Genomic DNA, 13,449 nt, shown 5'->3' with positions numbered 1-13,449 from the left:
GCGGGGCGCGCGCATCTTCACGGACCACCCCCACCCATGTCCGTCCGCAACTTGAGGAGCACCGTTGAGCACTCAAGCACCGACGCGCAGAACAGGGTTCAGACACCGGGCCGCCGCCGGTCTCACCGCCCTGATCCTGCCCCTCGCCGCCATGGTCGGCCTCGCCACCCCCGCCGAAGCGGCCACCTCGGCCACCGCCACGTACACCAAGACCCAGGACTGGGGCACCGGATTCGGTGCCAGCTGGACCGTCAAGAACACCGGCACCACCACCATCAACTCCTGGACCGTCGAGTGGGACTACCCCGCCGGCACCTCCGTGACCTCCGCCTGGGACGCCACCGTCACCAGCTCCGGCACCCACTGGACCGCCAAGAACGTCGGCTGGAACGGGACCCTCGCCCCCGGCGCCTCCGTCTCCTTCGGCTACAACGGCGCCGGCCCCGGCGCCCCCAGCGGCTGTAAGATCAACGGCGCCGCCTGCGACGGCACCAGCCAGCCCGGCGACAACGCCCCCTCGGCCCCCGGCACCCCCGTCGCCTCCGACATCACCGACACCTCGGTGAAGCTCACCTGGACCGCGGCCACCGACGACAAGGGCGTCAAGAACTACGACGTCAAGCGCGACGGCACCACCGTCGCCACCGTCACCGGCCTCACCTACACGAACACGGGCCTGACCGCCGGCACCGACTACAGCTACACCGTCGTCGCCCGCGACACCATCGACCAGACCGGCCCGGCCTCCGGCGCGACCCCCGTCCGCACCACCGGCGGCGGTGGCGGCCAGCCGCTCCCCAACGCCGTGAAGATGGGCTACTTCACCAACTGGGGCGTCTACGGGCGCAACTACCACGTGAAGAACATCGTGACCTCGGGCTCCGCGTCCAAGATCACCCACATCAACTACGCCTTCGGCAACGTCACGGGCGGCAAGTGCACCATCGGTGACGCCTACGCCGACTACGACAAGGCCTACACCGCCGACCAGTCCGTCGACGGCGTCGCCGACACCTGGGACCAGCCGCTGCGCGGCAACTTCAACCAGCTGCGCAAACTGAAGAAGGCCTACCCGAACATCAAGATCCTGTGGTCCTTCGGCGGCTGGACCTGGTCCGGCGGCTTCGGCCAGGCCGTGCAGAACCCGGCCGCCTTCGCGCAGTCCTGCTACGACCTGATCGAGGACCCGCGCTGGGCCGACGTCTTCGACGGCATCGACCTGGACTGGGAGTACCCCAACGCCTGCGGTCTGTCCTGCGACACCAGCGGCGCCGCCTCCTTCAAGAACATGATGCAGGCCATGCGCGCCAAGTTCGGCCCCTCGTACCTGGTCACCGCGGCCGTCACGGCCGACGCCTCCGCGGGCGGCAAGATCGACGCCGCCGACTACGCGGGTGCCGCGCCGTACATGAACTGGTTCAACGTCATGACGTACGACTTCTTCGGCGCCTGGGCGGCGCAGGGCCCGACGGCCCCGCACTCCCCGCTCACCTCGTACGCCGGCATCCCGCAGGCGGGCTTCAACTCCGCCGAGGCGATCGCCAAGTTCAAGGCGAAGGGCGTCCCCGCCAACAAGCTGCTGCTCGGCATCGGCTTCTACGGACGCGGCTGGACCGGCGTCACCCAGGCCGCCCCCGGCGGCACGGCCACCGGCCCGGCCGCGGGCACCTACGAGCAGGGCATCGAGGACTACAAGGTCCTCAAGACCTCCTGCCCGGCCACCGGCACCATCGCGGGCACGGCGTACGCCAAGTGCGGCAGCAACTGGTGGAGCTACGACACCCCCGCCACCGTGAACTCGAAGATGAGCTGGGCCAAGAACCAGGGCCTCGGCGGAGCGTTCTTCTGGGAGTTCAGCGGTGACACCGGCAACGGCGAGCTCGTCGGCGCCATCAACACCGGTCTGAACTAACCCCCCACGGGGTCACGACGAAGCGGGGGCCGGCGCAGCACGCCGACCCCCGCTTCCTCGTGTCCTACGCGACATCAAGCAACATTGACCCGTTGGCCGGGAGGCGCCGCCTCCAGCCAGGCCATGAAACCCGTCCGGGCGTCCTCGCTCATCGCGAGCTCCAGGCGGACGCCCTCGTACATACAGGGCTGGATCACCATGTCGGAGAGCAGCGCGAGCTCCTCCTCGCCCTCCGGCATCCGGCGCTCCAGGGCCACGATGGACGAACGCTCCAGGGTCCGGCGCGGGCGGGGCGAGTACGAGAAGACCCGGAACCAGGCGATCTCGTCACCGCTGTAGCGGGCGACGCCGTACACCCAGCCCTTGCCGCTCGGATCCGGCTCGTCCGGGACGTTCCAGTGCAGCGAGCAGTCGAAGGTGCCGCCGGCACGCTGGATCAGCCTCCGGCGCAAGCCGAAGACGAAGAGCCCGATCACCACCAGTGCGACGACCAGGCCGCACACGAGCAGAGCGAGGAACATCTTCACCGACCTCCTCGCTGCGTCCCGTAGCCGGCACCGCCGGCAGAACCGAATACAACCTGCATCTGCATCGCCTCAGCCGCGGCACGGTCTGGAAAATTCCAGCCGTGCCGCGGCTGAGGGCACTACTCTGCGCGGACCGTCAGCGGACCGCTACCGCGCGCAGCCGGACATCGGCGCGCCGCTCGGCGGCCGCGTCGGAATCCGACTTCGCGCGCTCCAGCGCGCGCTCGGCGCGCTGGGCGTCGATCTCGTCCGCCAGCTCGCAGATCTCCGCGAGCAGAGACAGCTTGTCGTCGGCGAACGAGATGAATCCACCGTGGACGGCGGCGACGACAGTCGCGCCCTCACTGGTACGGATGGTCACCGGGCCCGACTCCAGCACACCGAGCAGCGGCTGGTGGCCGGGCATGACGCCGATGTCGCCGGAGGTGGTACGCGCGATGACCAGGGTGGCCTCGCCGGACCAGACACTCCGGTCCGCGGCGACCAGCTCGACGTGCAGCTCAGCAGCCAAGGGTGGCTCCTCGGGTCACCACCCGGCGGTCGTGCCGGGTGTTGGGGTCAATTCTAGTGGGCGTGGTGAGGGGGGCGGGACCGGATCCCGCCCCCCTCGGGAGAGCACGGGGCTCAGGAGACGCCGAGCTCCTTGGCGTTGGCCTTGAGGTCCTCGATGCCACCGCACATGAAGAACGCCTGCTCGGGGAAGTGGTCGTACTCACCGTCGCAGATCGCGTTGAACGCGGCGATCGACTCGTCGAGCGGAACGTCCGAACCGTCCACACCGGTGAACTGCTTCGCCGCGTGGGTGTTCTGGGACAGGAAGCGCTCGACACGGCGGGCGCGGTGGACAACGAGCTTGTCCTCCTCGCTCAGCTCGTCGATACCGAGGATCGCGATGATGTCCTGGAGGTCCTTGTACTTCTGCAGGATTCCCTTGACGCGCGTGGCGGCGTCGTAGTGGTCCTGCGCGATGTAGCGCGGGTCCAGGATCCGGGACGTGGAGTCCAGCGGGTCCACGGCCGGGTAGATGCCCTTCTCGGAGATCGGACGGGAGAGAACCGTCGTCGCGTCGAGGTGGGCGAAGGTGGTGGCCGGAGCCGGGTCGGTCAGGTCGTCCGCGGGGACGTAGATCGCCTGCATCGAGGTGATCGAGTGACCACGGGTCGAGGTGATGCGCTCCTGGAGGAGACCCATCTCGTCGGCCAGGTTCGGCTGGTAACCCACCGCGGAGGGCATACGGCCGAGCAGGGTCGACACCTCGGAACCGGCCTGGGTGAAGCGGAAGATGTTGTCGATGAAGAACAGCACGTCCTGCTTCTGCACATCGCGGAAGTACTCCGCCATGGTCAGACCGGCGAGGGCCACGCGGAGACGGGTGCCCGGGGGCTCGTCCATCTGGCCGAAGACCAGCGCGGTCTTGTCCAGAACGCCGGCCTCCTCCATCTCCACCATGAGGTCGTTGCCCTCACGGGTGCGCTCGCCGACGCCCGCGAAGACCGACACACCGTCGTGCAGCTTGGCCACACGGACGATCATTTCCTGGATCAGAACGGTCTTGCCGACACCGGCACCACCGAACAGACCGATCTTTCCACCCTTGACGTACGGGGTGAGAAGGTCGACGACCTTCAGGCCGGTCTCGAACATCTCGGTCTTCGACTCGAGCTGGTCGAAGGCCGGGGCCTTGCGGTGGATCGTCCAGCGCGGCGCGTCGGCCACGGTGGACTCGTCCGCGTTCAGCACCTGACCCAGCGTGTTGAACACGCGGCCCTTGGTGACGTCACCGACGGGCACGGTGATGCCCGTGCCGGTGTCGGTCACCGGGGCCTGGCGGACCAGGCCGTCGGTGGGCTGCATCGAGATGGTGCGGACAACGCCGTCACCGAGGTGCTGGGCGACCTCGAGGGTCAGCGTCTTGGTCGCGCCCTCCTCGGCCGGGTCCGGAACCTGGACGTTCAGCGCGTTGTAGATCTCCGGCATCGCGTCGACGGGGAACTCCACGTCGACGACCGGGCCGATGACCCGGGCGACGCGGCCCGTGGCGGCGGCCGTCTCAACAGTGGTCGTCATTACTTGTCACTCCCCGCGGTCGCGTCGGCCAGGGCTGCGGTGCCACCGACGATCTCGCTGATTTCCTGGGTGATTTCGGCCTGGCGGGCCGCGTTGGCAAGTCGGGAGAGGTTGTTGATCAAGTCTCCCGCGTTGTCGGTCGCCGACTTCATCGCGCGTCGCGTGGCGGCGTGCTTGGAAGCAGCCGACTGGAGCAGCGCGTTGTAGATCCGGCTCTCGACGTACCGGGGCAGCAGGGCGTCGAGGACGTCCTCCGCCGACGGCTCGAAGTCGTACAGCGGACGAAGCGTGTCCGAGTCGCCCGCCTCCTTCGCCACCTCGTCGAGGCTGAGGGGCAGCAGCCGGGCCTCGACCGCCGTCTGCGTCATCATCGAGACGAACTCGGTGTAGACGATGTGGAGCTCGTCCACACCACCCTCCGCCGTGTCCTTCTCGATCGCCTCGATCAGCGGAGCCGCGATCGTCTTGGCGTCGCCGTACGACGGCTGGTCCGTGAACCCGGTCCACGTACCGGCCAGCTTCCGCTCGCGGAAGTTGTAGTGGGCGATGCCACGACGGCCGACGACGTAGACGGCGACCTCACGGCCCTCGCCCTCAAGCTTCGCCGTCAGCTTCTCCGCCGCCTTGATGGCGTTGGAGTTGAAGGCGCCGGCCAGACCGCGGTCGCTCGAGAGGAGCAGGACCGCGGCACGGATCGGGTTCTCCGCCTCGGTGGTCAGCGGGTGCTTGTCGTTCGCACCCGTGGCCACCGCCGTGACCGCGCGCGTCAGCTCGGTCGCGTACGGAGTCGACGCCTGCACCTTGCGCTGCGCCTTGACGACACGCGAGGCGGCGATCATCTCCATCGCCTTGGTGATCTTCTTCGTCGCGGTGACGGATTTGATGCGACGCTTGTAGACCCGGAGCTGCGCTCCCATGAGTCAGGTCCCTTCCGTCGTCACTTCGAGACGTTGACGGCGGCAGGAGCGTCCTCGCCCAGCAGCTTGCCGTCAGAGGTCTCGAACTGCTTCTTGAACTCCGCGATGGCGTCGCCCACGGCCTGCAGGGTGTCGTCGGACATCTTGCCGCCCTCACGGATGGAGGTCATGAGGCCCGAGTGGTTCTGGCGGAGGTACGCCAGGAGCTCGGCCTCGAAGCGGCGGATGTCGGCGACCGGGACGTCGTCCATCTTGCCGGTGGTGCCGGCCCAGACGGAGACGACCTGGTTCTCGGTGGGCATCGGCTGGTACTGAGCCTGCTTGAGCAGCTCGACCATGCGCTGTCCACGCTCCAGCTGCGCCTTGGAGGCGGCGTCCAGGTCGGAACCGAAGGCGGCGAACGCCTCCAGCTCACGGAACTGGGCCAGGTCCACACGGAGGCGACCGGAGATCTGCTTCATCGCCTTGTGCTGGGCGGAGCCACCGACACGCGAGACCGAGATACCGACGTTCAGGGCCGGACGCTGGCCGGCGTTGAACAGGTCGGACTCCAGGAAGCACTGGCCGTCGGTGATGGAGATGACGTTGGTCGGGATGAACGCCGACACGTCGTTCGCCTTGGTCTCGACGATCGGAAGACCGGTCATCGAACCGGCACCCAGCTCGTCCGAGAGCTTCGCGCAGCGCTCGAGCAGACGCGAGTGCAGGTAGAAGACGTCACCCGGGTAGGCCTCACGGCCCGGCGGGCGGCGCAGCAGCAGCGACACGGCGCGGTAGGCGTCGGCCTGCTTCGACAGGTCGTCGAAGACGATCAGGACGTGCTTGCCCTGGTACATCCAGTGCTGGCCGATGGCGGAGCCGGTGTACGGCGCCAGGTACTTGAAGCCGGCCGGGTCGGACGCCGGGGCGGCGACGATCGTCGTGTACTCGAGCGCACCGGCCTCTTCCAGGGCGCCGCGCACGGACGCGATGGTCGAGCCCTTCTGGCCGATGGCGACGTAGATGCAGCGGACCTGCTTGTTCACGTCGCCCGAGCGCCAGTTGTCGCGCTGGTTGATGATCGTGTCGACACACAGAGCGGTCTTGCCGGTCTGACGGTCACCGATGATCAGCTGACGCTGACCACGGCCGACCGGCGTCATGGCGTCGACGGCCTTGTAGCCGGTCTCCATCGGCTCGTGCACCGACTTACGGGCCATAACGCCCGGGGCCTGCAGTTCGAGGGCGCGGCGGCCCTCGGTCGCGATCTCGCCGAGACCGTCGATCGGGTTGCCGAGCGGGTCGACGACGCGACCCAGGTAACCCTCACCGACACCGACGGAGAGGACCTCGCCGGTGCGCTGCACCGACTGACCCTCCTCGATGCCACTGAACTCGCCGAGGACGATCGCACCGATCTCGCGCTCTTCGAGGTTCAGCGCGAGACCCAGGGTCCCGTCCTCGAACTTCAGCAGCTCGTTCGCCATGGCCGAGGGAAGACCCTCGACCTTCGCGATACCGTCACCGGCCAGGCTGACCGTGCCGACCTCCTCGCGCGAGGCCGCGTCCGGCTGGTACGACTGGACGAAGTTCTCCAGTGCGTCCCGGATCTCCTCCGGCCGGATCGTGAGCTCCGCCATCTGGGTTCCCTGCTCTCCTTGTTGGGCCCGAAGTTTCTTAAGGGGTCTGGGGGCCGACCCCCAGGAATCTTCTGCAATCTCTGCACGGCCCAACCGGGCCGCTGGTGATGCTGTGTAGCTGTGATGCCTTGTGCTGGTGACGGTCGTCAGCCGGCCAGTCGACGGGTCGCCTCGTCGAGGCGCTCCGCGATCGAGCCGTTGATGACCTCGTCGCCGACCTGCACCGTGATCCCGCCGAGGACCGCGGGGTCCACGTCCAGGTTCAGGTGCATCTCGCGGCCGTACAGCTTGGCGAGTACGGCTCCGAGGCGCTGCTTCTGCTGGTCCGACAGCGGCACCGCCGAGGTGACGACGGCGACCATCCGGTCCCGGCGCGCCGCGGCGAGCTTGGAGAGGGACTCGAGTCCCGCTTCCAGGCTACGTCCCCGGGGCTGGGTCACCAGACGGACGACCAGTCGCTCGGTGGTGACGTTGGCCTTGCCGCCGAGCAGGCTGCGGAGCAGCTCGCCCTTGGCGGTGGCCGTGGCGGCCTTGTCCGTCAGCGCCGAGCGGAGCTCGGGGCTGGAGGACACGATCCGGCCGAAGCGGAACAGCTCGTCCTCGACACCGTCGAGGACGCCCGCCTTCTGCGCCGCGGTGAGGTCGGCGGTGTTCGCCAGTTCCTCGGTCGCGTCGACCAGGTCACGCGAACGCGACCAGCGGGAACGCACCATGCCGGACACCAGGTCGACGGTCTCGCCGCCCACCTGACCGCTCAGGAGTCGCTGCGCGAGCTCGGCCTTGGCCTCACCCGACTGCGCGGGGTCGGTCAGGACCCGACGCAGCGACACCTCGCGGTCGAGCAGCGTGGTGACTGCGGCCAGCTCGTCCGCGAGCTTCGTCGCGTCGACCGACGTGTTGTCGGTCAGCGCGTCGAGGGACTCACGTCCGGCGGCCAGTGCCTCACGGCTCGCTCCGTTCATCGGACGGCCTCCGCCTTCTCCTCGAGCTCGTCGAGGAAGCGGTCGATCGTCCGGCTCTGGCGGGCGGAGTCCTCGAGGGACTCGCCGACCAGCTTGCCGGCCAGGTCGGTGGCGAGCTTGCCCACGTCCTGACGCAGCGAGGCAGAAGCGGCCTTGCGGTCGGCCGCGATCTGCGTGTGGCCGGCCGCGATGATCTCCTCGCGCTGGCGCTGGCCTTCCGCCTTCATCTCCTGGATGATCGCGGTGCCCTGCTCCGTCGCCTCCTGGCGAAGACGCGCGGCCTCGTGGCGGGCTTCGGCGAGCTGGGCCTTGTACTGCTCCAGCACGCTCTGAGCCTCGATCTGGGCCGACTCGGCCTTCTCGATGCCACCCTCGATGGCCTCGCGACGCTGCTCCAGAACCTTGTTGATGTTCGGGAGAAGCTTCTTGGCGAGGAAACCGAAGACGATGACGAAGGCGATCAGGCCGATGACGAGCTCGTCGAGATGCGGGATCAGAGGAGGCTGGGGCTCCTCCGCCTGCGCAAGAAGCAGCGCGTTCACATCAGTGCCTTCCGTAAAAGAATCGGGCTGTCGGTCCGGCTTACTGGTAGACGAAGCCCATGACGATGCCGATGAGGGCGAGCGCCTCACAGAACGCGAAGCCCATGATCTGGTTGGTGCGGATCAGGCCGGCAGCTTCGGGCTGACGGGCGAGCGCCTGCGTACCGTTACCGAAGATGATGCCGACGCCGACGCCGGGGCCGATCGCGGCGAGGCCGTAACCGATCGAGGCGACGTTGCCGACGACGTTGGTCTTGGCGCTGCCTTCGGCGGCGGCGAGGTTGATCATGTCGAGAGCAGCGGACATGCCGTTACTTCCTTCTCTTTCAATGACCCGATGGGGGTTGGCCACCGGACGACTGATGGTTTCGGGGGTGGAGCTACGGGGGCCTGGACGGCTCAGTGGTGCTCGGAGAGCGCGCCCTGGATGTAGCTGCAGGCCAGGAGGACGAAGACGTACGCCTGGACGGCCTGGATGAAGAGCTCGAAGGCGGTCATCACGAGGACCATCACGAACGAGGCGCCGGCGTAGACGAAGCCCAGGCCGTTCATGAGGTACCAGGTGGCCAGCGAGAACATCACGATCAGCAGGTGCCCGGCGAACATGTTCGCGAACAGTCGCACCGCGTGCGTGAAGGGTCGGATCAGCAGGTTCGAGAAGAACTCGAGGACGACGACCATCGGAAGGATCGCGCCGAGCGACTTGTCGTAGCCGACGATGTTCTTCCAGCCGCCGACGAAGCCGTGCTTCTTGAACGTCAGCGAGATCCACATGACGTAGACGATCAGCGCGAGACCGGCCGGGAAGGCGATCAGCGAGGTGACCGGGAACTGGGCGAGCGGAATGATCGACCAGAGGTTCATGATCCAGACGAAGAAGAACAACGACACCATGAAGGGGACGTACTTCTCGCCGTCCTTCTTGCCGATGATCTCGTAGACGATGCCGCGGCGCACGAAGTCGTAACCGGCCTCGCCAACCATCTGCAGCTTGCCGGGTACCAGCTTGGGCTTGCGGAACGCGGCCCAGAAGAACCCGACGACCACGATGGAGCCCAGGAGGGCGAGCAGCATCGGCTTGGTGATCTCGATGCCCCCCACCGTCGCGATGGGCTCGTACATGAACGTGTGCAGGCCCGGCGCCGGGAAGCCACATCCACTGAAGATGTGGCAATCCGGGTCGAAGGCAAGCGTCTGGTCAGCACTCACCGCGGGCTCCTTCAGCGTGGCGCATAGGTACGGCAACCTCGTTGTGTCGGCGCGGCACGCAGCCGCGGGTCGGCACTGGACTGGTCTTACGGATAAGGGGGCGGCGGTTCGGCATCGAGCCTCGCGCTGGGACAGGCGTCTCGGATGCCCGCGCCCGCAGTGCCGCAGTTGGCACCGGACGATAGCAGGAAGCCGAACGCGGCTTTATCCCGGCCCTACCCTTCACGACTTCGACCCCGTGTTTCCGGGGTCGATGTACGTGATCTTGGCCTTCATGTAGGCACGGGCCTGTGCGGCGACCCACACCACGGTCGTCGCGAGCAGCGTGAAAGCGAAGGCCTTGAAGTTGAACAGCGTGGTGTTCTTGAGCAAAGCCAGGAAGATGAAGAGCACCAGCAACTGGGCCGTGTAGAGCATGAGCCCCATGGCCTGGAACAGATGCGGGAGCGACTTCGCCGTCCGCTGCAGGACGACCTGCCCGATTCCCATGAAGAGGAGCACGACCAGGGTGCCGACGACGGCGCCGAGCGCGCCCTTGCCACCGGCGACCACAGCGCTGACGACCGTGGCGATCGCGCCGACGGCAGCGGTGGGGATGACGGTGTGCAGGAGGATGCGTGCGTCGTTGGACGGCATGGCGGTGTCTCCGCTTGCTGGAGGGGGCGATGGTGTCGTCAAGGACGAGCGTAAGCCCGGTCCGAGGTGGGTCTCGGGGCCAACAGACCGTCGCACTACGGTCTTTCGGCACTGTCGCCGGGTCTCGTGAACGGTATCACAAACTATTTGAATAGGTCTTTACCCATAAGGTGTGCCAACAGTCACACATGAGAGTTACCCCGCGCGTGTGTGCGCGACAGTGCGACGCCTTGTCTGCTAATGGCCGCGAATGCGGCTTTCGTCAACTTGGCGTTCCGGCCTTCCGCCTGTCGGTGAAGCGCCCCCTGTTGCCGATGGCGGTGGCACCGTTGATCCCCGCCGGCACCGGAATCCGCTCCTCCTCGACCACGACCGGCTCCGGAGCGGCCGCCACGACGCGGGCGGGCTTGCGGCGCCGGTAGCGGGGCGGTACGACCGACTCGGCCCAGCGGGGTGCGCGCGGGGTGAAGCGCGGCAGCAGGAGCAGCACCAGACCGATCGCGCTGAGCGCGACGACGCAGAGCACGATCCACATCGACGCCGAGTGGACCGAGTACGCCAGCGTCCCGAAGGCGATGAGCGCCGACCAGAAGTACATGATCAGGACCGCGCGGCTGTGCGAGTGCCCGATCTCCAGGAGCCGGTGGTGCAGATGGCCGCGGTCCGCCGCGAACGGCGACTGGCCCTTCCACGTACGGCGCACGATCGCGAGGATCAGGTCCGCCATGGGGATCGCGATGATCGTCAGCGGCAGCACCAGCGGGATGAAGACCGGCAGTGCGGCGTGCGTGGCCTGACGAGTCGAGCCCTCGAAGATCTTCAGCGCGTCCGGGTCGACCTGGCCGGTGATCGAGATGGCCGAGGCCGCCAGGATCAGACCGATCAGCATCGAGCCGGAGTCGCCCATGAAGATCCGCGCCGGATGCATGTTGTGCGGCAGGAAGCCCAGGCACATGCCCATGAGGATCACGGTGAACAGCGTCGCGGGGGCGGCGGCCTCGATCGTGTAGCCGTACCAGAGGCGGTACGCGTACAGGAAGAAGGCGGCGGCGGCGATGCAGACCATGCCGGCCGCGAGACCGTCGAGGCCGTCGACGAAGTTGACCGCGTTGATGGTGAGGACGACCAGGGCGACGGTCAGGAGCGTGCCCTGCCACGGGGTCAGCGAGACGACGCCGACACCCGGGATCGGCAGCCACAGGATCGTCAGACCCTGCGCCACCATCACGCCCGCCGAGATCATCTGCGCGCCCAGCTTGATCAGGGCATCGAGCTCGAACTTGTCGTCCAGGACGCCGATCAGCCAGATCAGGGCGGCACCGGAGAGCAACGCGCGCGGCTCGTTGGAGAGCTCGAAGACGCTGTTCAGGTTCTGCAGGTGGTCGGCGACGAGGAGTCCCGCGCACAGCCCGAAGAACATGGCGATGCCACCGAGCCGCGGAGTCGGTTCTCGGTGTACGTCTCGGGCACGGATCTCCGGCATCGCCCCGGTCGCGATGGCGAACTTCCGCACCGGACCGGTGAGCAGATAGGTCACCGCGGCCGTGACACAGAGCGTCAGCAGGTAATCACGCACGGGCTGCCCCACAGGTTTCGCTGGCCATCTCAGCCCCACACCCTAGCCGTGCCGTCCATGTGCTTGGAGACACCTGGACCCCCCGAACGGTTGCACAGCGACTTTCCGTGACTTCTCCTCAGCCCCCATACGGGGGAAATCGGCCGGTCAGCCCCCGTACCTCCGCCCGGACCCGGGCCGTCTCGGCGGGATCGTCACGCAGCGCCGCGGTGAACAACGCGGCGATCCGCGCCATCTCCGGGGCGCCCATGCCCTGGGTGGTGACGGCGGCGGTGCCGAGCCGGATCCCGCGGCCCTCCCCGTACGGAAGCGCGCAGGTGTCGAGGACCATGCCGGCGGCGGCGAGCCGGGCGCGGGCGGTGCGGCCGTCGACGCCGAGGGGTGCGGGGTCGGCGGTGATGAGGTGGGTGTCGGTGCCGCCGGTCGTCAGCGCGAAGCCTTCGGCGGCGAGCGCGGCCGCGAGCACGCGCGCGTGCTCGACCACCTGATGGGCGTACCCGGTGAACGCCGGGGTGGACGCCTCGCCGAAGGCCACCGCCTTCGCCGCGATGGTGTGCATCTGGGCGCCGCCCTGGGTGAACGGGAAGACGGCCCGGTCGATCCGCCCCGCGAGCTCCTCCCCGCAGAGGACCATCCCGCCGCGCGGCCCGCGCAGCACCTTGTGGGTGGTCGCGCAGACGACGTCGGCGTACGGGACGGGGCTGGGGGCCGCGCCCCCGGCGACCAGGCCGATGGGGTGGGCGGCGTCGGCGATGAGATAGGCGCCGACCTCGTCGGCGATCTCGCGGAAGAGCGCGTAGTCGAGATGGCGGGGATAGGAGATCGACCCGCAGACGATCGCCTTGGGCCGGTGGTGGCGGGCGAGCGCGGCGACCTGCTCGTAGTCGACGAGCCCGGTCTCGGCGTCGACGCCGTACGGGACGAAGTCGAACCAGCGCCCGGAGAAGTTGGCCGGCGAACCGTGGGTGAGGTGCCCGCCGTGCTCCAGGCCCATCGCGAGCACCGTGTCACCGGGCCTCAGAAGGGCCGCGTACGCCGCCAGGACGGCCGAGGAGCCCGAGTGCGCCTGGACGTTCGCGTGGTCGGCGCCGAACAGCGCGGTGGCCCGCTCCACGGCGATCCGCTCGGCGGCGTCGGCGTACTCGCAGCCACCGTGATGACGTGCGCCGGGATACCCCTCGGCGTACTTGTTGGCGAGCGGGGAGCCGAGTGCGGCGAGCACGGCGGGCGAGGTGAAGTTCTCGGCGGCGATCAACTGCAGACTGTCGGCCTGCCGCCGCGTCTCACCGAGCAGCACGTCGGCGATCTCGGGGTCCTGCCGGCGCAGGACGTCGAGGGCCTCATCGGGGGGAGCGGTGACCGACATGTCACCAATGTAGGCACGCACTCCCCCACGCGCCCGGTGAACAGCGCGCAGACACCACGCGAACCCCGGTCGCGCGTCACGACGCCCGTCAGCCCGGTCGCCGCCGCGCTTCACCA

General features: G+C 68.2%; 13 protein-coding genes. 1 reads left to right on the top strand and 12 read right to left on the bottom strand.

What is annotated here, in order from left to right; all coding sequences use genetic code 11:
• The first annotated feature begins 64 nt into the window (after window positions 1-64).
• The gene (locus ACIP8Z_RS25605; RefSeq protein ID WP_402087217.1) at window positions 65-1,912 is read left to right on the top strand and encodes a glycosyl hydrolase family 18 protein; all 1,848 of its coding nucleotides are present in this window, start codon (window positions 65-67) and stop codon (window positions 1,910-1,912) included.
• A 74-nt stretch (window positions 1,913-1,986) separates the two neighbouring features.
• Here ACIP8Z_RS25605 and ACIP8Z_RS25600 read toward each other — a convergent pair whose 3' ends face one another.
• From ACIP8Z_RS25600 to glyA, 12 genes are all read right to left on the bottom strand, one after another.
• Window positions 1,987-2,433 (bottom strand): DUF2550 domain-containing protein, encoded by a 447-nt coding sequence (locus tag ACIP8Z_RS25600; protein WP_319309818.1) that lies wholly within the window; start codon window positions 2,431-2,433, stop codon window positions 1,987-1,989.
• A gap of 142 nt (window positions 2,434-2,575) precedes the next feature.
• Window positions 2,576-2,950, bottom strand: coding sequence for a F0F1 ATP synthase subunit epsilon (locus tag ACIP8Z_RS25595; RefSeq protein WP_024761909.1), 375 nt, complete (start codon window positions 2,948-2,950; stop codon window positions 2,576-2,578).
• Between the two features lie 113 nt (window positions 2,951-3,063).
• Complete coding sequence (gene atpD / locus ACIP8Z_RS25590) at window positions 3,064-4,506, bottom strand: F0F1 ATP synthase subunit beta (RefSeq protein WP_030321098.1); 1,443 nt, start codon at window positions 4,504-4,506, stop codon at window positions 3,064-3,066.
• The gene (locus ACIP8Z_RS25585; protein WP_402087214.1) at window positions 4,506-5,423 is read right to left on the bottom strand and encodes a F0F1 ATP synthase subunit gamma; all 918 of its coding nucleotides are present in this window, start codon (window positions 5,421-5,423) and stop codon (window positions 4,506-4,508) included. The genes atpD and ACIP8Z_RS25585 overlap by 1 nt, the downstream gene beginning before the upstream one ends.
• 20 nt (window positions 5,424-5,443) lie before the next feature.
• Window positions 5,444-7,042: a F0F1 ATP synthase subunit alpha gene (gene atpA / locus ACIP8Z_RS25580; RefSeq protein ID WP_402087212.1), complete on the bottom strand. Its 1,599-nt coding sequence runs from the start codon at window positions 7,040-7,042 to the stop codon at window positions 5,444-5,446.
• 146 nt (window positions 7,043-7,188) lie between these two features.
• The gene (locus tag ACIP8Z_RS25575; protein ID WP_402087210.1) at window positions 7,189-8,004 is read right to left on the bottom strand and encodes a F0F1 ATP synthase subunit delta; all 816 of its coding nucleotides are present in this window, start codon (window positions 8,002-8,004) and stop codon (window positions 7,189-7,191) included.
• A complete protein-coding gene (locus tag ACIP8Z_RS25570; RefSeq protein ID WP_030321090.1) occupies window positions 8,001-8,546 on the bottom strand; it encodes a F0F1 ATP synthase subunit B in 546 nt (181 codons plus the stop codon). The genes ACIP8Z_RS25575 and ACIP8Z_RS25570 overlap by 4 nt, the downstream gene beginning before the upstream one ends.
• 40 nt (window positions 8,547-8,586) lie before the next feature.
• Entirely contained in the window at window positions 8,587-8,853 is a 267-nt protein-coding gene (gene atpE / locus ACIP8Z_RS25565) for an ATP synthase F0 subunit C (protein WP_209496827.1), read from the bottom strand.
• 92 nt (window positions 8,854-8,945) lie between these two features.
• The gene (gene atpB / locus ACIP8Z_RS25560) at window positions 8,946-9,755 is read right to left on the bottom strand and encodes a F0F1 ATP synthase subunit A (protein ID WP_319309821.1); all 810 of its coding nucleotides are present in this window, start codon (window positions 9,753-9,755) and stop codon (window positions 8,946-8,948) included.
• Between the two features lie 222 nt (window positions 9,756-9,977).
• Window positions 9,978-10,391, bottom strand: a complete 414-nt coding sequence (locus ACIP8Z_RS25555) for a hypothetical protein (RefSeq protein ID WP_361399609.1) — start codon at window positions 10,389-10,391, stop codon at window positions 9,978-9,980.
• A 262-nt stretch (window positions 10,392-10,653) separates the two neighbouring features.
• The gene (locus tag ACIP8Z_RS25550; protein WP_319309823.1) at window positions 10,654-11,967 is read right to left on the bottom strand and encodes an MraY family glycosyltransferase; all 1,314 of its coding nucleotides are present in this window, start codon (window positions 11,965-11,967) and stop codon (window positions 10,654-10,656) included.
• A 118-nt stretch (window positions 11,968-12,085) separates the two neighbouring features.
• Window positions 12,086-13,333: a serine hydroxymethyltransferase gene (glyA, locus tag ACIP8Z_RS25545; RefSeq protein ID WP_402087206.1), complete on the bottom strand. Its 1,248-nt coding sequence runs from the start codon at window positions 13,331-13,333 to the stop codon at window positions 12,086-12,088.
• Window positions 13,334-13,449: the final 116 nt, after the last annotated feature.

Source organism: Streptomyces sp. NPDC088553 (genome assembly GCF_044752965.1).
Classification (GTDB): Bacteria; Actinomycetota; Actinomycetes; order Streptomycetales; family Streptomycetaceae; genus Streptomyces.
The sequence above is the reverse complement of the archived record's forward strand: the minus strand, read 5'-3'. Positions and strand labels throughout refer to the sequence as shown.

What these genes read in the sequence shown, in the direction of transcription:
- atpE (WP_209496827.1), bottom strand. Translation starts at nt 8,853, where the DNA reads ATGTCCGCTGCTCTCGACATGATCAACCTCGCCGCCGCCGAAGGCAGC.
- ACIP8Z_RS25575 (WP_402087210.1), bottom strand. Translation starts at nt 8,004, where the DNA reads ATGAACGGAGCGAGCCGTGAGGCACTGGCCGCCGGACGTGAGTCCCTC.
- ACIP8Z_RS25585 (WP_402087214.1), bottom strand. Translation starts at nt 5,423, where the DNA reads ATGGGAGCGCAGCTCCGGGTCTACAAGCGTCGCATCAAATCCGTCACC.
- ACIP8Z_RS25600 (WP_319309818.1), bottom strand. Translation starts at nt 2,433, where the DNA reads ATGTTCCTCGCTCTGCTCGTGTGCGGCCTGGTCGTCGCACTGGTGGTG.
- ACIP8Z_RS25555 (WP_361399609.1), bottom strand. Translation starts at nt 10,391, where the DNA reads ATGCCGTCCAACGACGCACGCATCCTCCTGCACACCGTCATCCCCACC.
- glyA (WP_402087206.1), bottom strand. Translation starts at nt 13,333, where the DNA reads ATGTCGGTCACCGCTCCCCCCGATGAGGCCCTCGACGTCCTGCGCCGG.
- atpD (WP_030321098.1), bottom strand. Translation starts at nt 4,506, where the DNA reads ATGACGACCACTGTTGAGACGGCCGCCGCCACGGGCCGCGTCGCCCGG.
- atpA (WP_402087212.1), bottom strand. Translation starts at nt 7,042, where the DNA reads ATGGCGGAGCTCACGATCCGGCCGGAGGAGATCCGGGACGCACTGGAG.